Origin of the sequence: Pelagibacterium sp., from assembly GCF_048264985.1 — a bacterium.
Lineage (GTDB): Bacteria > Pseudomonadota > Alphaproteobacteria > Rhizobiales > Devosiaceae > Pelagibacterium.
In genome coordinates, this window is record NZ_JBLXCL010000001.1 from 318,543 (window position 1) to 336,879 (window position 18,337).

16 protein-coding genes are annotated in these 18,337 nt (G+C 59.8%); 6 read left to right on the plus strand and 10 right to left on the minus strand.

The features are described from left to right. Positions 1–5: 5 nt before the first annotated feature. Positions 6–782 carry an MBL fold metallo-hydrolase gene (locus ACN0TA_RS01695; protein ID WP_417579168.1) on the minus strand — a complete coding sequence of 259 codons (777 nt, stop codon included), beginning with the start codon at positions 780–782 and terminating at the stop codon, positions 6–8. Positions 783–972: 190 nt separating this feature from the next. Here ACN0TA_RS01695 and ACN0TA_RS01700 point away from each other — a divergent pair, with 190 nt between their 5' ends. Both ACN0TA_RS01700 and ACN0TA_RS01705 read left to right on the plus strand, forming a co-directional pair. Then, entirely contained in the window at positions 973–2,349 is a 1,377-nt protein-coding gene (locus ACN0TA_RS01700; protein ID WP_417579170.1) for a hypothetical protein, read from the plus strand. Next, positions 2,346–3,164, plus strand: coding sequence for an ATP-dependent Clp protease proteolytic subunit (locus ACN0TA_RS01705; protein WP_417579172.1), 819 nt, complete (start codon positions 2,346–2,348; stop codon positions 3,162–3,164). Before ACN0TA_RS01700 ends, ACN0TA_RS01705 begins: the two co-directional genes overlap by 4 nt. Here the strand turns inward: ACN0TA_RS01705 and ACN0TA_RS01710 are convergent. Further along, positions 3,159–4,346, minus strand: a complete 1,188-nt coding sequence (locus ACN0TA_RS01710; RefSeq protein WP_417579174.1) for a GGDEF domain-containing protein — start codon at positions 4,344–4,346, stop codon at positions 3,159–3,161. The genes ACN0TA_RS01705 and ACN0TA_RS01710 overlap by 6 nt on opposite strands. Before the next feature lie 189 nt (positions 4,347–4,535). Here ACN0TA_RS01710 and ACN0TA_RS01715 point away from each other — a divergent pair, with 189 nt between their 5' ends. Further along, positions 4,536–4,850 (plus strand): hypothetical protein, encoded by a 315-nt coding sequence (locus tag ACN0TA_RS01715; RefSeq protein WP_417579176.1) that lies wholly within the window; start codon positions 4,536–4,538, stop codon positions 4,848–4,850. Between the two features lie 9 nt (positions 4,851–4,859). On the opposite strand, the gene ACN0TA_RS01720 is transcribed toward ACN0TA_RS01715, so the two are convergent. From ACN0TA_RS01720 to ppa, 3 genes are all read right to left on the minus strand, one after another. After that, positions 4,860–5,291: a metallopeptidase family protein gene (locus tag ACN0TA_RS01720; protein WP_417579178.1), complete on the minus strand. Its 432-nt coding sequence runs from the start codon at positions 5,289–5,291 to the stop codon at positions 4,860–4,862. A gap of 6 nt (positions 5,292–5,297) precedes the next feature. Continuing rightward, entirely contained in the window at positions 5,298–6,707 is a 1,410-nt protein-coding gene (leuC, locus tag ACN0TA_RS01725; RefSeq protein WP_417579180.1) for a 3-isopropylmalate dehydratase large subunit, read from the minus strand. A 141-nt stretch (positions 6,708–6,848) separates the two neighbouring features. Further along, positions 6,849–7,379 (minus strand): inorganic diphosphatase, encoded by a 531-nt coding sequence (gene ppa, locus ACN0TA_RS01730; RefSeq protein WP_417579182.1) that lies wholly within the window; start codon positions 7,377–7,379, stop codon positions 6,849–6,851. 119 nt (positions 7,380–7,498) lie between these two features. On the opposite strand from ppa, the gene ACN0TA_RS01735 reads away from it, so the two are divergent. Beyond that, positions 7,499–8,074 carry a hypothetical protein gene (locus ACN0TA_RS01735; protein WP_417579184.1) on the plus strand — a complete coding sequence of 192 codons (576 nt, stop codon included), beginning with the start codon at positions 7,499–7,501 and terminating at the stop codon, positions 8,072–8,074. Between the two features lie 25 nt (positions 8,075–8,099). Here the strand turns inward: ACN0TA_RS01735 and ACN0TA_RS01740 are convergent, their stop codons facing one another. The 5 genes from ACN0TA_RS01740 to ACN0TA_RS01760 all read right to left on the minus strand — a co-directional run bounded on the left by ACN0TA_RS01740 (position 8,100) and on the right by ACN0TA_RS01760 (position 16,946). Next, a complete protein-coding gene (locus ACN0TA_RS01740) occupies positions 8,100–12,857 on the minus strand; it encodes an NAD-glutamate dehydrogenase (RefSeq protein ID WP_417579186.1) in 4,758 nt (1,585 codons plus the stop codon). Positions 12,858–13,098: 241 nt separating this feature from the next. Continuing rightward, positions 13,099–15,231, minus strand: a complete 2,133-nt coding sequence (locus ACN0TA_RS01745; RefSeq protein ID WP_417579188.1) for a sodium-translocating pyrophosphatase — start codon at positions 15,229–15,231, stop codon at positions 13,099–13,101. A gap of 288 nt (positions 15,232–15,519) precedes the next feature. Continuing rightward, entirely contained in the window at positions 15,520–15,837 is a 318-nt protein-coding gene (locus ACN0TA_RS01750; RefSeq protein ID WP_417579190.1) for a DUF167 family protein, read from the minus strand. After that, the gene (locus ACN0TA_RS01755; RefSeq protein ID WP_417579192.1) at positions 15,834–16,139 is read right to left on the minus strand and encodes a YggT family protein; all 306 of its coding nucleotides are present in this window, start codon (positions 16,137–16,139) and stop codon (positions 15,834–15,836) included. The genes ACN0TA_RS01750 and ACN0TA_RS01755 overlap by 4 nt, the downstream gene beginning before the upstream one ends. Before the next feature lie 327 nt (positions 16,140–16,466). Further along, positions 16,467–16,946: a TerB family tellurite resistance protein gene (locus ACN0TA_RS01760; RefSeq protein ID WP_417579194.1), complete on the minus strand. Its 480-nt coding sequence runs from the start codon at positions 16,944–16,946 to the stop codon at positions 16,467–16,469. Between the two features lie 173 nt (positions 16,947–17,119). On the opposite strand from ACN0TA_RS01760, the gene ACN0TA_RS01765 reads away from it, so the two are divergent. Further along, positions 17,120–17,758, plus strand: a complete 639-nt coding sequence (locus ACN0TA_RS01765; RefSeq protein WP_417579196.1) for a hypothetical protein — start codon at positions 17,120–17,122, stop codon at positions 17,756–17,758. Next, a complete protein-coding gene (locus tag ACN0TA_RS01770) occupies positions 17,755–18,318 on the plus strand; it encodes a hypothetical protein (RefSeq protein ID WP_417579198.1) in 564 nt (187 codons plus the stop codon). Before ACN0TA_RS01765 ends, ACN0TA_RS01770 begins: the two co-directional genes overlap by 4 nt. Positions 18,319–18,337 lie beyond the last annotated feature (19 nt).

Genomic DNA, 18,337 nt, shown 5'->3' on the forward strand with positions numbered 1-18,337 from the left:
CGCCCTCAATACCACTCGCCGCGCACCACTTGTGTGCCGCCGCCGGCTTCGTCCATCAGCAATTGCTCGAACAGGTCGATGTCGCTCTCGCCGTAATGGTAGGGATAGACATAGGTCGGCAAAAACGCGGCAACGCCTGACGCCGCTTGTTCTTCGGTCATTGTGAACGGCAAGTTCATCGGGACAAAGGCAATGGAAATGTTATCGAGGTCGCGCATTTCGGGAATGTCTTCAGTATCCCCGGCGATATAGACCCGCTTGCCCCCGATGGTCACGACATAGCCGTTGTCGCGGCCTTGAGGGTGATACTGCAGACGGTCTTCCGTGGTGTTGTAGGCCGGGACAGCATCGATTGCGATCTCACCAAAACTGTCGCTGCCGCCATTGGCCATTTCCCGCGCCTTGGCTGCAAGCGCGTCGGGCAGCATGGCAAACACCGCCGGATTTGTTATGATCTCCGTTCCATCGCCAACCAATGCCTCAAGCGTTGGCAGATCGAAATGGTCGCCATGTTCATGGGTGACAAGGATCAGATCGGGTGCTGGCAGGTCGGCATAGAGTTCTGCGCCGCCGACCGGGTCGACATAGATCGCGCCCGATGGCGTTTCGATAACCAGCGAAGCGTGAGAGATCGGATGGATGAAAAAGTTGCCGGCGTCCGATGGGTAGAGATCGCCTTGCGAATGTTGGCCAAAGGCCGTGCGGGGCAGAATTGTGGTAACGCCGAGCGCAGCTAGGGTTGAAAGACCCAGCCCCAGCGTCTGGCGGCGGTTGATGGACATGGGAGCGTCCTCCAGGCAGCAAAATTGCTTATGTCTGACAACGCGCCGCCCGGCCAAAGGATCACCGACTGTCATTCACAATGGCGAGAGCGCCCCGCGGGGTACAAACTGATCTCGATTTCGCCGGTATTTGCCTGTTAATCTGGTCTTAACATCTGTGACGCGAGCCGCGCCCGAGGGGATTTTTTCAATGCCAAGTCAGAACAACGCCGCCCGCATCGGGCAGACGATCAAGGGTCTTGAAACAACTACACGCTTTGCCCTTGCGGTTCTGGCACTGGCCAGCGGGGTTTACACCTATCTTGGTGTTCGCGGGCTCCTCGACGGCGACGCCAATTTCGTATTTTTCGCCGCAATCATCTACTCGGTTGCCGTTTCGGTCGGCATCTACGTGTTCTGGAGCTACATGATGCGGTTCCTGCCGCTGATGCGCACCACCGGCCAGCGGCTCTCGATGACCGTGGTCATGGCGATCGGCTCGGTGATGATTGTTGCCATGAGTTCGTGGCTCAACGCGGCGGCTCTCGCCGGTTCAGCTGCGCTCGAGCAGCATATGGCCGTAACGCTCGAGGATTACACAGGCGACCTCGACGCTGCCCACGCTAACGCCCTTGCCGCCCAATCGCTTCTCCCCGACGTGCAACGGGCGGCAGAACGCTTTGCGACTCTGGCTGACGAGGAGCGTAGCGGCGGTGCGCTGACCGGGTCTGCCGGGTCGGGATCTGTTGTGCAATTGCTCAGCCAGATGAGCGCTCAAATGACCTCTCTGGGGGCTTCGATTTCGAACTCGCAGACGCGGGTCAATGCGCTGTTCGAGACCGGTTCGGAGCATTTGAACGTGATGCGTGAACTTGTCTCGGCCCCGGGCGCCGTTCAGCCGCGCGCCGATGGATTTGCCGCCGAGATCGTCGCCATGACCGGTGTGATCGCATCACTGCAGGAAACCTCGGTTGCCCCATCTGTTGCGCGAGCTGCCGAAGATCTTTCGCTGGGGTTCATAGCGCCAGTGGCCGATGGACAGAGTGCGGGGCTTGTCGTGCGCCAGGACGCAGCGATGGCCAATATTCGCGAGGCGGTCTCGGCACAATCGAATGCGCTGAGCCAGGCCGCCCAAGCCATCATCGAGGAGCCGCGCGTCGAGCCGCGCAGGTTTGTACCCTTGTCGAGCGCAGAGGCTGTCTTGCGTTATGCATCGGATTTTCTGCCTTCATGGGCCGGTGCAATTTCAATCGATCTGCTGCCCGTGGTGCTTGTGCTGCTGCTGGCGGTGGCCCATCAAGCCATGCGGCGCGACGCCGAGGCGCTCGATGACGCAGAAACACTGACCGCAGCCGACATGATGCGCGCCGTGGCGCTGCATAATCAGATGATGGCAAGCGCGGAAAGTGTCGAACGCACGGCGACCCAATCGGCCGCTATTGTAGCACCTGACGCAACGCCCGATGTCGAGGCGCGACCCACGACCGATGAAGCCCCAACCGAGCCGAATCAAGGCACCAAGGATGATACGGTCACCACAATTCCTGCCTTTCAGCGCAAGCGTGGCGACGGACCGGCGCGCACATGAGCAGCCTTGAAACGCCAGTACCGCGGCCAAAGGGCCGCGCCAAAAACCTGCTGGGCAGGGTCGGAGCCATTGAAGATGGCACGATCCTCAAGACTGTGTTCCTTGCAATGCTGGCCGGCGCGGCTTGGGTGTTGGCCAGCGACTATTTCGAGCTCAACGCCACACAGCCTGACGATCTGCTGGTTGCCCCGGGCGATCCGATGCTACCGGCTGTTGAGCGGCCGGAAATCGACCCGGACAATCCTGCCTATCGCCCGCTCGAGCATATACGCACACCACCCGAACAGCTCGCCGAACCCCTGTCCATCGAACTTTTGGGCGGCGGCGTCCTCATGCTGTCGGGCACAATAGTGCCCGGCGCCGCTACGCGCTTTGCCCAGGAAGTGGACCGGCGCGGCGATTACGTGGAAACAGTTGCGCTTAATTCACCGGGCGGCTCGGTCGAAGATGCCCTGGCCATTGGACGGCTGATCCGCGAGAGCGGTTTTGATACTGCTGTCGGCGATGGCGCCCTTTGTGGATCGTCCTGCCCGCTGGTTTTGGCCGGGGGTATCCAGCGGATCGTTTCAGACAAAGCAGCGATCGGGGTGCATCAAATCTACGCTGGTGCGGGGGGCGAAGCTATCGGCTCGGCGCAAGCTATGTCCGATGCACAGTCGGTGTCGGCGCGCATTGCGCGGTATCTTGAAGAAATGGGTATCGATCCGCTTATTTGGATCAACGCAATGGAAACCCCGCCCGACCGGCTCTATTTTCTCACACTTGACGAAATGGAGCAGACCCGGCTCGCTGCGCTGTCCGCAGATAACTCATAGTGCGGATTTGGCCCGGCGCTCGCCAGAGGTGACGAAATTGGCGTGGCCGGCAAGGCGCACGCAATTGCCACCCGACTTTTCAGCCTCATCGAGCGCCCACAATCCACGGGCCAGAAGATCGGCATAGACCTCACCCTTTTCGCGTTCGGTGATGCCAACGCTCAGTGTGACCGGGCGACCAGCTTCGCTCAAGCGCGCGTTTGCAGCCAGACGCAGTGCTTCGGCGTTGGCGCGCGCAGCCATGAGATTGGTTGCTGGAGACAATACCGCAAAATCGCAATCGGCCATGCGACCGACCAAGGCGTCGCTGGGGACATGATCGCCGATCAGTTCGGCCATTTCGGCGAGGTGGCGATCGGATGCGCGGGGATGCAACGGGGTATTCATCCCGATCAAAGTCAAAGTAAGCTCAGGGCGCCTGGCGGTGTCGGTCTGGCCCAATGCCAGGACGCTGCGTTCGGCATGGTTTGTAAAGCCTGCCCGGTTGAGCAGTCCGGTTTCGTCATCCCGTTCGGCCTTTTGGATGAGGCGACCGGTGGTGTCGCTCAACATCAATCCGAACGCTGTGGTCGCCATAAACAGCAACAGAACAGCCCCCACTGCGGTAGACACGCCGGCATAGACGGTGTTGACGAAGTCCAAAGCGGTGACCCCCACGCCGCCTGTCCACAGGGCAAGGAATGGTTTGGCTACAAAGTGCAGCGCCAGCAGCGCCAGAAGGACGATGAGAACCCAGTCAAAAATCCGTTTTGAACGCGCCCGGGTGATCACCGACAGGGAGAGCAGGCTCAAAAGTGCGTAGGGAAGCTGATAGACGAGCTGACGGGTGAAATCTTCGCGCGGCAGATCGAGAATGATCCAGTAAAGCAGAGCGGACGCCGCTGCGATGGCCCAGCCGCCGCCGGGGTGAAGGTGAACCTTGTAAAGTACCGCATAGCCATAGGCGACGAGGATGAACATCACGACAATGCTCAGTGCGATCACCATGCGCGTCACGCTGGGATAGAATGCCGTCGTCAAGACGATCTCGGCGAGAAAGCTCGTCGCTGCAGCAACGAAAGCGCCCGAGAACCAAAGTGCAGCACGATTTTTGGGGTCGAAACTGAAGAGGGCGAGAAATGCCGCCGATTTGATCGCGCAAAATCCTACGATCACCCAATACAATAATAGCGCGCCGCTCATACAGGCTGGTCCAAACGTTCAATTGCGCTCCTTTGCAAGAGCGTGAGCAGATTGTCTTGCCACGCCAAAAAAGCAACCTAGTCAATTGGGGTAACCTGTTCGGTATGGCTCTGCCAAGCCCATGTTTAACGCAATGGTTCGGCCAGCGTCGTCGTTGTGCGCCTGAACGCGAGAAATGGAGCTGCGGACATGGCCAAATACTCAGCGCGTTACGCGTTACAGGATTGGACAGCGGCACGCGGCGGCAACCCCATAATGGCTGGCATGTCCGGTGTGGGCGGCAAGGAACACCATCTTTTGGGCGTTACATTCGATCAACACATGCTCAATGCCGATAGCAACGAAGGGCCGGACAGGCCCGATGCTCATTTTGATCTCGTTGAATGGGATGCCTGGTACGCGGATTTTAAGGCACAGGATCTTGTGGTTGTGGTTGACGATGATCTCGAAGACGACAGCAGTGCAAATGATCGCTTTATGAGCCGGGGTGAGGCCGGGCAGTAATCTGCTGTGTTATCGCAAACCGTCATCAATTGCGTACATGTCGTCGTCTGACAGCCCGAAATGGTGGCCGATTTCGTGGACCAGTACATGGGTAACGATTTCACCCAGCGTGTCGGTGTGCTCGGCCCAATAGTCGAGCATTGGCCGGCGGTAGAGCCAGACCCTGTTCGGCATCTGGCCTGTCTGGGGCACGATGCCGTCCTCGGTCATCCCGATACCCTCGAAAAGCCCCATCAGATCGAAAGGGCTTTCAATGTCCATGTCCTTGCAGACAGCGTCGGTGGGAAATTCGGCGACACGGCACTCGATGCCCTGCGCCATGGATTTGAACGGTTCGGGAAGGGCGTGGAGCGCTGCTATGGCCAACGCTTCGATGTCATCGAGAGAGGGGGCCGGTAACGGCCCCCATAATTTTGCGTCGCCCTGGGCAGCATCGCTCATTGCAAGTCAGGCCGTTGGCCACTCGCGAATGTCGACGAAGCGGCCCTTGATCGCCGCGGCAGCCGCCATGATGGGGGAAACCAGATGCGTGCGGCCCTTGAAACCTTGGCGACCTTCGAAATTGCGGTTTGATGTCGAAGCGCAACGCTCCCCCGGTGCCAGTTTGTCGGCGTTCATGGCAAGACACATCGAACAGCCGGGCTCGCGCCAGTCAAATCCGGCTTCGATGAAGATCTTGTCCAGCCCTTCGGCCTCGGCCTGCGCTTTGACCAGCCCTGAACCGGGCACCACCATGGCGCTGACCCGCGGATGAACCTTCTGGCCTGCAACCACTGCGGCAGCAGCGCGCAGATCTTCGATACGTCCGTTGGTGCATGAACCCAGGAACACACGGTCGAGTTCGATGTCGGTGATCTTGGTGCCGGCCGTAAGCCCCATATACTCAAGCGCACGCTTTTTCGATGCGCGCCGGTTGGCGTCGGCAATATCGTCAGGGTTGGGAATGGCGCCGGTTACCGAGATCACGTCTTCGGGCGAAGATCCCCAGGATACGATCGGGGGCAGGTTCGCAGCATCGAGCACAACTTCCTTGTCGAAATTGGCGCCCTCGTCGGTATAGAGCGTTTTCCAGTAATCGAGTGCCATGTCATAGGCAGTGCCCTGCGGGGCGCGGGGGCGGTCCTTGACATAGGCGAAGGTCTTTTCGTCCGGAGCGATCAGACCGGCGCGGGCGCCGCCCTCGATGGTCATGTTGCAGACCGTCATGCGGCCTTCCATCGACAGTTCGCGGATGGCCTGACCGGCAAACTCGATGACGTGGCCATTGCCGCCAGCAGTGCCGATTTCGCCGATGATGGCAAGGATGATGTCTTTTGCAGTCACCCCATCCGGCAGCGAGCCGTTGACGGTGACGCGCATGTTCTTGGCTTTGGACTGGATCAGCGTCTGGGTTGCCAGAACGTGCTCGACTTCGGAGGTGCCGATGCCGTGGGCCAGAGCCCCAAACGCGCCATGGGTCGATGTGTGGCTGTCACCGCAGACAATCGTCATGCCTGGAAGCGTAAAACCTTGCTCGGGCCCTACGATGTGGACGATGCCCTGGCGCATATCCAGTTCATTGTAATATTCGACGCCGAAATCGACAGCGTTCTTGGCAAGCGTATCGACCTGGATTTTCGATTCCGGATCGTCGATGCCGTGCGTGCGGTCCGTGGTCGGCACGTTGTGATCGACGACGGCAAGCGTGCGCTCGGGTGCCCGCACGGAGCGGCCCGCAAGTCGTAAACCCTCGAACGCCTGTGGGCTCGTGACTTCGTGGACGAGGTGACGGTCGATATAGAGAATGGCGGTGCCATCCTCGTTCGTCGCGACAACGTGGTCGTCCCAGATCTTGTCATAGAGGGTCTTTGCGCTCATCGGGCCGTCAATCCATATCTCGTGAGGTATCCGTACCAGCGGGTACGGTTTGATGTTTTACGCCCGCAGCCCCTGTTGGGTCAAGGGTTGCAGGCGCGGGATTGCTTTCGGAGATGGCCGGCGTGAAGTGGGGAGCGGAGATTAGCCTTTTTTGGCCATCGCTATGGAATCGAGGATCACCTTGCGTGCATCGTCGACGCCGCCGATCCTGTCGATCTTTGCCCATTTGCCGGGCTCGAGATCCTTATAGTGCATGAAGAAATGCTTGACGCGCTCGACCTGGATTTCGGGCAGATCGGTCACATCGTGGATGCTGTCATACATGCGGGTCAGTTTGGAAACGGGCACCGCGAGGATCTTTTCGTCCTGGCCGCCATCGTCTTCCATGAACAAGACGCCGACCGGACGCGAACGGACGACGGCGCCCGGCACCAGCGGACGCGAGTTGAGCACGATGACGTCGAGCGGGTCGCCATCGCCGCAAAGCGTGTGAGGCACAAAGCCGTAATTGCCCGGGTAGCGCATGGGGGTGTAGAGGAACCGGTCGACGAACAGCGCGCCGGATTCCTTGTCGATCTCGTACTTGATCGGCTCGCCGCCCAAGGGCACTTCGATGATGACGTTGAGGTCTTCGGGCGGGTTCTTGCCGACGGCAATGGCATCGATATTCATGTGCGGTTCAATCCTGGACGCGTAGGGAGGAGGGTGTCGCGGGGGTTTTCGCCTATCGGCACGTATGAATGCAAGTCATATTGGACATCGACCCCCTCTGAAGGACGCAGGAGGACGCTATGATGACAAGGCTTTCCAGTTTCGCAGCCGCCACACTCACCTTTTTGGCTGCCACCAATGCCGTGCAGGCACAAACGTGGCGATCGGGCTACACTGACATCGATTTTGAGCGCTGCACTGTCGTTTCATCCTACGAACTGGGCGCCGAACTTGCCTGCCCCGGCTATAATGGCTTTCCGCTGATGATCGCCGATGGTGATCTGAGGATGTTCGTGTCCTACGGCTTCGGGGCGCCCGATGAGATGGCGGCAGGCCAGACATTTCCGCAGTTCAACCAGATCGGGGACAAGATCGAGTGGTTGCTTGAAGCGTCATCGGAGTGGGGTGAGCGTCCCGTCGCCACCATTGTGCGCTATTATCTCGAACCCATCGAGCCGGGAGACCCGCAAGGTCAGGTGCTCGTTGTGACAAAGATTGAGGAGGGCAACACCTGCTGGGTCGCTCAGATCGACGCGCGCGCCAATGCCAATGCCAACCAGATGGCTCGCGATGCCGCTCGGCGGTTGGTGCGGGGTTGGGACTGCCAGACCATGGAGCGGGAAACCGTCGGCGTGTGGAACGCTTTCGAGCATTAGTGGGGATGTGGCGCTGTGGCCCGGATCAACTCCGGGCCAGGTCGCTGAGCAGACCGGCCGCCACCGAAAGGCGCGAGATCGTCAGCTCGCCTTCGATAAGATCGGAAACAGTTTCGCTCATGCGGTTTATGGCGCCTTCGCGGGCCGCCCGCCAGCCGGCAATCCTTTCGGAAACCGGGCCGGGGCCCTGGTCGAGAATATCGCTCGCCAGATCCCGCAAAGCGCGCATCAGGTTTGCGAGTGCCCGATCGAGCGCCATCCGGTCGAACCTGTCCGCAGCATCAATGGCGGCGCCCTGTTCCGTGAGGCGCCCGAGTTTGAACATTTCGATTACCGCAAACATGGCCTTTGCTGCGTCGGGCACCGCCACCTTCGATTTCGTGGCGACAAGCACGGCATCTGGGGCCAGCGAAAGCACCGAGAGTGCAGCAATCCGTCGGGCCAGGTCGGGCGAGGCGCCCCCCGCTTCGAAACTCTTTTCCTGAGTGGCGATGGCCTCGGCAAGGAACGGCGATACGAGATCGGACAGCGAAGCCCGGATTTCGGCAATGCCGTCCCGATAACGCGCCACCATATCCGAAAGCCCGTCGGAAAAGTCCTCATTGCGCAAGAACCACAGGGCCTGGGAAATCTGGAGCGCCTGGACCTCGGCGTAGAGCGCCAACTGGGTATCGCCAGCGACTTTTGTGTCCAGATCGTCGATTGCCGCATTGAGTGCAGCCAGATCGAAACTGTCGCGCGCTGCGGCGTAGGCGAAAGCGACAGCGCCCGGCTCGGCCGCTGTGATGGCGGTCAATCGTGTGACAAATGCCGGACCGCCGCGGTTGATCATGGCGTTTGAGAGAACCGTGGCGATGACTTCGCGCCGCAGGCGGTGGTTTTCGATGGTCTGGGGGTAGCGCGCCTTGAGCGTTTCGGGGAAATACCGAAACAACTCACGGGCCAGATAGGGGTCGTCGGGCACCGGAGAATCGAGCAGTTCCGCATAAAGCGAAAGCTTGGCGTAAGCGAGCAGCACGGCAAGTTCGGGGCGCGTAAGCGCCACACCGCTGGCGGCCCGTTCGGCCAATGCAGTGTCGTCGGGCAGGTTTTCGACACTTCTGTTGAGTTCTCCGGCGGCCTCAAGCTCATCGATGAAGTCGACGAGATCGGGGAAGTCGGCCATGCCGCGCCGCTGGGCAAGCGAAAGCGCCAGTGTCTGCAGGTAGTTGTTGCGCAGGCACAGTTCGGCGACTTCGTCGGTCATTTCCGTAAGGAAAATGTTGCGCGCCTCCATCGCGAGTTCGCCCGACCGCACCATATCGGACAGCGCGATTTTTATATTGACCTCAAGGTCGGAGGAATTGACGCCGGCCGAATTGTCGATTGCGTCGGTGTTGATGCGCCCGCCATTCAGCGCATATTCGATGCGTCCGCGCTGGGTGAGGCCCAGATTGGCGCCTTCGCCGATCACCTTGGCTCGCACCGCATGGCCGGGCACACGGATTGCGTCATTGGCCTTGTCGCCCACCGAGGCGTCGGTTTCGTCGCTGGCGCGAATATAGGTGCCAATGCCGCCAAACCACAGCAGATCGACATCGGCGCGCAAGATCGCCGACATGATTTCGTTGGGCGATGCGCTCACGCCGGTCAGGCCCAGAACAGTCTGCATCTGGGGCGAAAGCGGGATCGACTTTGCCTGGCGCGAGAATACGCCGCCACCGTTCGATATCAACGCTGAGTCATAGTCCTGCCAGCTCGAGCGCGGCAGCTGAAACAGTCTGGCGCGTTCGGCAAAGCTCGCATCGATGTCGGGGTCGGGATCGATAAAGATATCGCGGTGATCGAAGGCAGCGACCAGCCGGATTTTTGGCGAGAGCAGCATGCCATTGCCAAAGACGTCGCCGCTCATGTCGCCGACGCCGGCCACTGTAAAGCTCTGCGTCTGGATGTCGATGTCGACTTCACGGAAATGGCGCTTGACCGCTTCCCAGCCACCGCGGGCGGTGATGCCCATCTTCTTGTGGTCGTAGCCGGCCGATCCACCCGAGGCGAAAGCGTCACTGAGCCAGAAATCCCGATCTTGGGAAATCGCGTTTGCTGTGTCGGAAAAACTCGCAGTGCCCTTGTCGGCAGCAACAACGAGATAGGGATCGTCATCTTCGCGCCTGAACACCTCTTCGGGCGGCAGCACCGTGTCGCCGACAAGATTGTCGGTCACATCGAGCAGGCTGGAAATGAAGATCTTGTAGCAGGCGGTACCTTCGGCCAGGAATGTATCGCGGTCGGGGTTGGCCGGCATCAGCCGGGGCACGAATCCACCCTTGGCGCCCACCGGCACGATCACGGCGTTCTTGACCATCTGCGCCTTGACCAGCCCGAGGATTTCGGTGCGGAAATCTTCGGAACGATCCGACCAGCGCAGCCCGCCACGGGCAATCGGTCCGCCGCGCATGTGAATGCCTTCGACACGTGGCGAGTACACGAAAATCTCGCGCCACGGCCTGGGCTGGGGAATGCCTTCGAGTTGTGTGGCGTCGAATTTTAGGGCCAGCGCCGGACGCGGCTTGCCGTCGATGCGCTGGTAGAGATTGGTGCGCACGCTGGCATCGATCAGGTTGAGCAGCCGCCGGATGATGCGGTCTTCGTCGATCGAGCTTATGGTTTCCAGCCCTGCGCCGATCTCGGCCCGAAGCGCATCGGCTGCAGCGTTGCGGTCGGCGTCGAGATGGGGGTCGTGCAATGTGTGGAACAGCTCGACGAGCGCGCGGGCAGTGGCCGGATGGGCCGAAAGCGCCGTCCAGATATAGGTCTGTGACCAGGCGATGCCGACTTGTTTGAGATAACGCCCCAAAGCGCGCAGGATAGCCACATCGGCATGCCCAAGCCCTGCAGTCAGGGTCAGGCGGTTGTAGCCGTCATTTTCGACAAGACCACTGGATACAGCCAGTATGCCGGCTTCGATGCGTCGCGCGCTCTGGCCCAGATCGATCTCGCTGCCATCGCTGGTGCGGATCGACATGGCGTGAAGAAAACGCGGTTGCGGCCCAAGCGGGCGAATTGTGTAGGTGCGTTCGTCGATGACCGAGAAGCCGAAATTTTCCAGCATCGGCACGCGGGCCGAGAGCGGGATAGGATCGGCGCGGTGATAGACATTGAGCGTCAGGCTCGATGGCCCTTCAGTTCCCCGGCTCAACCGCACGGCCAGTGGGTTGTCCGGCCCAAGTGCCTTGAACACGGCGATGTCATCAAGGGCATCGGCATGGGAGTGGGCCACTTGGTAATCGGCGGAAAACGCGCTTGCGTAGTCGGCGATATCGCCGGCATGGGGCGCCGCCGAAAGCAGGCGATCGGCAAAGGTGCGTGTCAGTTCGGAAATTTCAGTTTCAAGCGCTTCGCGGTCCGGGCGCGGGGTGGGGCCGCCATTGCGTCCGATGATAAAATGGACCCGCGCGAGATCGCCTTCGGGGAAATCGGGGGCAAAGGCGGAAACCCGCCCGTCATAGCGGCTGGCAAGATGTTCGCCGATCCGGGCGCGAACGTTGGAATCAAAGCGGTCGCGCGGCAGATAAACAAGGGCCGAAACGAAGTTGTCGAACCTGTCGATGCGCGGCAGAACGCGCACGCGCGGGCGATCGGGCAATGTGGCGATCACATTGGAGAATTCGAAAAGCTCGTCCTGGGAAATCTGGAAAAGTTCGTCACGCGGATAGTTATCCAGCGTGTTCATCAATGCCTTGCCGGCGTGGGAGCGGGGATCGAAGCCCGACTGGGTCATCACCTGGGCAATCTTGCGCCGGATCAGCGGCACTTCGCTGACTGGTGTGGCCAGTGAGGCTGAGGTGAACAGGCCCACGATGCGCAATTCGCCGGTGATTGTGCCAGTGGCGTCAAAAGTCTTGATGCCCACGTAATCCATGTGGACACGGCGGTGGACGAGCGAACGCCGGTTGGCCTTTGTGACCATGAGCGGCTCGTCGGTGTCCAAGAACGCCAGATGCTGGTCGTTCATATGCACATAGCGTGTGGATTGACGCAGATAAAGATAGTCGGGATCGCGCAAAATCCCCAGCCCCGATCCTTCGATGGGGACAAGCGTTTGAGCCTCGCCCTCGCCGGTCAGGCGATATTCGCGCATGCCAAGGAATGTAAAATTGTGATCGGCCAGCCAGGCAAGAAAATGGATGGCTTCGGTCAGCGCCTGTTCGCGCATGGCGGGCGGGTGTGAGCGATAGGCGACGACTGCAGTGCGTAGGCGCTCGAGCATCTCGCGCCAGTCGACAACTGCGGCGCGCACTTGCGCCATGGTCTGGGTCAGCTCTTCGGAAATGACCGAGAGTGCATTGGAATCGGCTGGGGTATCGATATGGACATGGAGCACGCTTTCTTTGCGCGCGCCCTGCAAATCTTCAATCACCTGCCAGGGGGCGGTGCTATCGTCCACAGCAACTACGGGATGGGTCATGAACCGGATCGTGCCACCAGCGGCGCGAATCGCTGCAAGCGCCGAATCGACGATGAACGGGGTATCGGCCGAATAAATATCGATGATGGTAATCCCCGAGATGTCTTCGCTCTCAGGGGTCCAGATGCGGATATCGGCCTTGCCGGGGGTGCGCTGACCTATGTGGGAATAGGTCGTCGCCAGCAGCGCCTCGAGCGTTTCCGCAGGGTAAAGCAGTAGGTCCTGTTCGTCGGCCGAATGGAGCGCATTGGCCACGAAACGCGCCAATTGAGGCGTTTCGGCCTTCAGCGCGATCAGGCGGTCGCGCCAGGGGCGCAGGTTTTCAGTCGTGTCGATCATCTGCCGGCGTCCCTCAACGTCTTCCGGTATAGCGGAGAGCTTATGCCCTTGCGGTCGGAAAGCCAATATCAGCTTTAGGATTCAAGGACATAAGACCAAGGTATTTGTCAGCATGGCTGCCCTTTTGCAGTGCGTATTGCCGGCTATGAAGGCGCAGGGCCGGGCAAATTGCCCGGCCCTGCGTAGTTTTGACGCGTATCGTATTGAGCGTCCTCGGTTTTCCAGGATTGTCCTTGTCCTGCTAGTGGAGCACGGCCAGCAGCAGCAAGGCGATGATGTTTGTTATCTTGATCATCGGATTGACCGCGGGACCGGCAGTGTCCTTGTAAGGGTCGCCGACTGTATCGCCGGTGACCGAGGCTTTGTGGGCCTCCGACCCCTTGTAGTGGGTCTGGCCAGTCGAATCGGTGAACCCGTCTTCAAAGCTCTTTTTGGCGTTGTCCCAGGCGCCGCCGCCCGCCGTCATCGAGATGGCGACGAACAGGCCAGTCACGATAACGCCAAGCAGCATGGCGCCCAGCGCCGCAAACGCCGCCGCCTTTCCGGCGATGAGCAGTATGACTCCAAACACGACAAGCGGCGAGAGTACGGGCAGCAGCGAAGGCACTATCATTTCCTTGATTGCCGCCTTGGTCAGCATATCGACAGCCCGGCCATAATCTGGCTTTTCGGTCCCCGCCATGATGCCGGGGCGTTCGGCAAACTGGCGCCGAACTTCAACCACAACCGATTGGGCGGCGCGGCCGACAGCAGTCATCGACATGCCGCTGAACAGGAAGGGCAACAATCCACCGAACAGCAGCCCGACGACCACATAGGGGTCGGCCAGCGAGAAGCTGATCGGTCCAACGCCGAAGTAGAAATCGCCTTCCACCGCTTCACCGATGAAATAGGCGAGATCCTGGGTATAGGCGGAAAACAGCACCAGCGCGCCAAGACCGGCCGAACCAATCGCATAGCCTTTGGTTACAGCTTTTGTTGTATTGCCGACGGCGTCGAGTGCATCGGTATTCTTGCGCACCTCGTCGGGCAGCCCTGCCATTTCGGCGATGCCGCCGGCATTGTCGGTCACCGGACCAAAGGCGTCGAGCGCGACGATCATGCCGGCCAGTGCCAGCATGGTCACAACCGCCACCCCGATGCCGAACAGGCCTGCCAGCGAATAGGTAACAATGATGCCCGCGATGATGACCAGAGCGGGAAGGGCCGTAGATTCAAGCGAAACGGCAAGGCCCTGAATGACATTGGTGCCGTGCCCGGTGATCGAAGCTTCGGCAATCGAGTTGACCGGACGCCGGTTGGTGCCGGTGTAATATTCGGTAATCCAGATGATCAGCCCGGTGATCACCAGCCCGGCAACCCCGCACCCATAGAGCGCCCAGGGCGTAAAGCTGATATCGCCAACGGCAATCGATCGGTTCATGTCGCCAAAGATCAGCCACATGACCGGCACGAGCGCGACCAGCGAAAGGACTCCGGTGGCCAAGACGCCCTTGTAGAGTGCCCCCATTATGTTACCCGACGCGCCCAGTTTGACGAAATACGTGCCGGCGATCGATGTCAGGACGCAGACCCCGCCAATGGCCAGCGGCAGCACCATGCCGATCAGTTTGAGATCAACCGGCAAGATGATCGCTGCGAGCACCATGGTTGCAACAATCGTCACCACGTAGGTTTCGAAAAGATCGGCGGCCATCCCCGCACAGTCGCCGACATTGTCACCGACATTGTCGGCAATGGTTGCCGGATTGCGGGGGTCGTCCTCGGGAATGCCCGCTTCAACCTTGCCCACCATGTCGCCGCCAACGTCGGCGCCCTTGGTGAAGATGCCGCCCCCGAGTCGGGCGAAAATGGAAATCAGAGATGCGCCAAAGCCCAGCGCGACGAGGGCGTCGATCACTGTGCGGTCGGTCGCTTCGAACCCGATGGTCATCAGAACCAGAAAATAGACTGTAACGCCCAACAGGCCGAGGCCGGCGACCAGCAAGCCAGTGACGGCGCCAGACTTGAACGCCAGGTCCAGTCCGCCCGCCAGCGAAGTCGTTGCCGCCTGGGCGACCCGCACGTTGGCGCGTACCGAGACATGCATGCCGATGAACCCTGCTGCGCCCGAGAGTACGGCCCCGATCAGAAAGCCGATTGCCGCGTATACGCCGAGCAAAAGCCAGGCAACGACAAGAATGACGGCGCCGACAATGGCAATGGTGGTGTACTGGCGTTTGAGATAGGCGGTGGCGCCTTCGCGAACCGCGTTCGAAATTTCCTGCATGCGCGCGCTGCCGGCGTCGGCAGCCAGAAGCGAACGCGTTGTCACGATGCCATAGACGACCGAAAGGACGCCGCAGGCAACGATCAGCCATAAGGCCAAAGTCATAGTGGTATTCCCCTCACATTACGGCCGGATCGGCTTTCCGAAAGGCTCGGCGCGATGGCTGAACACCCGGGGCGGTCCGGTCTGCTTCCCTTCTAGCACCGGCGCCAAAAAGTCCCTCTCCCTTGGCGTCGGCAAAGACCAGCATTTACTGCGGCCAGAATGAAGGATGGCCCAAGTTTACCGCAGTGGCAATCCTCTATTCTTGCGCTTTATTTTGGTCAGTACTGCTGGCTTATTTGCAGCTATCGGCTTGAAACATCATCGGGTTCGCCAGACATCAGTATTGACCTATCGGTCTGTCAGGCTGTCGAGTGCGGCACCAAGATCTTCGGGGCTTCCTTTTGCAAGGATCACCTTTGATCGGCCGGTCTGGCCGCTTGAAATCGTTATGGCAGATTTGGGGAGAGATAGCGCCTTGGCCAGCAGGGCGATTACGGCCGTGTTGGCAGCGCCCTTGTCGGGCTGGGCGCAAACGCGAACAGCCAAAACGCAGGTTCCATCGGCCCTGGAACGAGGGCCCTCAAGCGTGTTGGTTCTGGCGTTGGGCGTGACGCGCAGATTTATCCGCGCGCCATCGGCAGTCAATGTGTAACAGGCGGGGCTCAAACGCCCTGCATGGCGACCTGACGCATCAGCGGGTACAGGATGACCAGCCGGATGAAGTAGATCGACAGGAACAGAACGATCGGGGAAATGTCGAGGCCGCCAAAATTGGGCAGCACCCGCCGGATCGGAGCCAGCAGCGGATTGGTCAACTGCCAAAGCGCGTTGGCAATTGTCGCGACCAACTGGTTGGACATGTTGAGGATGTTGAAGGCCAAAAGCCAGCTCACGATCACCTGTGCGATCATGATGAAGATGACGAGGCTCAAGACCACGTCGACAAATTGTAAAAGCCCAAACAGCATTGGCGGTCCCTTTATGCGATCGGTCCTATATAGAACGCGAAAAGCCTTATGGAAATGGGTGTGGCGAACTGATGGCTTTGCCCCAATCCATGCAAAGAAAAAAGGCCCGCCTCAATTACGCGAGGTTCGGGCCTTTGCAAGAGTTTGCCCGGTACGCAACACACAAAGATCCGGACACGCAATACAATGCACAGACCGTGCCAGATTGAGCGTTACCCAATATGGGGTGGGTTGAGCTCAATTTAGTTCAATATGTTGAATTGTCCGGAAAAACACTGTTGTCCGATTCGCATTTTGCAACGCATGAGAATTGCAAAATGCGAAAACTCACTCCCCCTCGGAGGATCCGGTGTCGGTGTCGGGCGGCAAGGGTGTGGGCCGCTTTGCCTGATTGCGCAGGACGGTGCGCTGACGTGAGGACACCCCGATCAGCTCGGCCACGCGCCAGACCATATTGTCTTCAAGCTCGTGATTTGTGTCATCGGCAAAGACCACCTGCCACATCATTCTGATGATTTCGATCTTTTCGCTCTCCTCGAGCTGGGAAAGCTTTGAGGTGAACTCATAAAAATCGACGGCGTCGCGGTCGCGGCGCTTGGCCTCGGCCAGAAGCCGCTTTACTTCGGATTCATCGAGCCCGTAATGGTCTTTGAGTGCATTGGCGATGGCCTTGGCCTCAATCGAGCTGGCAGTGCCGTCGACCGATGCGAGATGCACAAGCAGCGCAGCCACCGCAAGGCGCGGGTCGGTTGCCTGCCTCGTGCCCTTTTCAGGTTGGCGAAACAGCTTTGCCAGAGAATCGAACATCGAACGGCACCCTTTCGCGGGTCTGAACTGCTTAGATAACCGACGCCCTTGCGCGACCGGCAAAACTATCGGGTTCCAACCAAGACGAGCCGGTCCGGAACGGGTTCAAGCGTAAGGGGCGCAAGTGTCCGGCTCAAGCGTCCTTGCGCAGCCCCGGGCAAGGATTTTTTCCAATGTCGTTTGCCGGCCACAGGTTGTCAGGCGCGCGTTGTTTTACGCTGCTTGCCGCGCTAGGGTCGCGGCGTCAAATTCAGCCTGTATCGGGGAGGGGCAGCGCGATGATTTCGGCATGGGCATTGATTGCTGGAGGGAGCGTCCGCATTGCCGGAGAAGTGCTCGAAATTCTGGCTGGTGGCCATACCGATCTGAGCGGAGGTCTGGCCGGTGGCGCGTTGATTCTGGTGATGATCGGCTTTGCCGGATTGTGGCCGGAGGCGCGCCGGAGTGTCGCCGCGCGCATTGCCATCGTGTTGATCGGGCTTGGCGCATTGGGATTTGCGGCCATAGCGGTCTGGTCGATCAGCCAGGGCACTCTGGCGGTGGGTGTCGTGGCAAAAATGCCGGTTTTCATTATCGTTGCTGCGGTTACCCTTGTTGGTGCCATCGCGCTGGCGATCTGGCTGATTGCGTCCTCATCCTACCCGGTTTGGATAGGAATTGTGATGAGCATTTCCATAGCAATGTCCCTGGTGAGCAGTTTTGTCGCGTTCCCAGCGCTGGTCCAACCCCTTATCGATCTGGTAATGGCGTTGACATTCATCCAACTCGGGCTGTCGATGCGCGAGCAGCGCAAGACCGGAAATCGTTCATGATCCTTGCTGCACTTCTGCTTCTGGGCAGTGCTCTTTGGGCGCTGGGGGAAGCCATAATGCTGACCGGCGACCAAATCACGGTGTTGGGCGGCACCATCGCGACGATCGGGATGACCCTTGCCGGCGCGAGCATCTGGACGCTCAAGGATTTACCGGGCATGGCCCGCCCCGGCCGGGTCGGAATTGCGCTTTCGGCTTTCGGCGCCTTCTCGTTTGCCATGGTGGTGATTATCGTTTTGACCTCCGGAGTCCTCGGAGCGATGGCCAACGGCACGATACGGCATGCCGATATAGTGTTCACCCCGTTCTATCTCCTCGCTCTTGTCTTTGTTGTGGCTGGCATGACTGCCTTTGCCATCCACTTCAAGAATGCCCCAGGCGCGCCGCTCGTCGCCGCATTGGTGCCGGCCGGGCTGGCCATGGGCCATGTGATTGGATTGTTTGCCGCCGACGTGCCGGCCTATCACGAAACGCTCTCGGTTGCGCTGGCGTTATATTTGGGCTGGCTTGGCGTACGGCGCGTCGCCTTGGCCCGCAGCACGCCGCAATCTGGCCTCTGAACGCCAAATCTTAACGCGA

Coding starts and splice junctions, on each gene's coding strand:
- ACN0TA_RS01695 (WP_417579168.1), bottom strand. CDS start 782: ATGTCCATCAACCGCCGCCAGACGCTGGGGCTGGGTCTTTCAACCCTA.
- ACN0TA_RS01700 (WP_417579170.1), top strand. CDS start 973: ATGCCAAGTCAGAACAACGCCGCCCGCATCGGGCAGACGATCAAGGGT.
- ACN0TA_RS01705 (WP_417579172.1), top strand. CDS start 2,346: ATGAGCAGCCTTGAAACGCCAGTACCGCGGCCAAAGGGCCGCGCCAAA.
- ACN0TA_RS01710 (WP_417579174.1), bottom strand. CDS start 4,346: ATGAGCGGCGCGCTATTATTGTATTGGGTGATCGTAGGATTTTGCGCG.
- ACN0TA_RS01715 (WP_417579176.1), top strand. CDS start 4,536: ATGGCCAAATACTCAGCGCGTTACGCGTTACAGGATTGGACAGCGGCA.
- ACN0TA_RS01720 (WP_417579178.1), bottom strand. CDS start 5,291: ATGAGCGATGCTGCCCAGGGCGACGCAAAATTATGGGGGCCGTTACCG.
- leuC (WP_417579180.1), bottom strand. CDS start 6,707: ATGAGCGCAAAGACCCTCTATGACAAGATCTGGGACGACCACGTTGTC.
- ppa (WP_417579182.1), bottom strand. CDS start 7,379: ATGAATATCGATGCCATTGCCGTCGGCAAGAACCCGCCCGAAGACCTC.
- ACN0TA_RS01735 (WP_417579184.1), top strand. CDS start 7,499: ATGATGACAAGGCTTTCCAGTTTCGCAGCCGCCACACTCACCTTTTTG.
- ACN0TA_RS01740 (WP_417579186.1), bottom strand. CDS start 12,857: ATGATCGACACGACTGAAAACCTGCGCCCCTGGCGCGACCGCCTGATC.
- ACN0TA_RS01745 (WP_417579188.1), bottom strand. CDS start 15,231: ATGACTTTGGCCTTATGGCTGATCGTTGCCTGCGGCGTCCTTTCGGTC.
- ACN0TA_RS01755 (WP_417579192.1), bottom strand. CDS start 16,139: ATGCTGTTTGGGCTTTTACAATTTGTCGACGTGGTCTTGAGCCTCGTC.
- ACN0TA_RS01760 (WP_417579194.1), bottom strand. CDS start 16,946: ATGTTCGATTCTCTGGCAAAGCTGTTTCGCCAACCTGAAAAGGGCACG.
- ACN0TA_RS01765 (WP_417579196.1), top strand. CDS start 17,120: ATGTCGTTTGCCGGCCACAGGTTGTCAGGCGCGCGTTGTTTTACGCTG.
- ACN0TA_RS01770 (WP_417579198.1), top strand. CDS start 17,755: ATGATCCTTGCTGCACTTCTGCTTCTGGGCAGTGCTCTTTGGGCGCTG.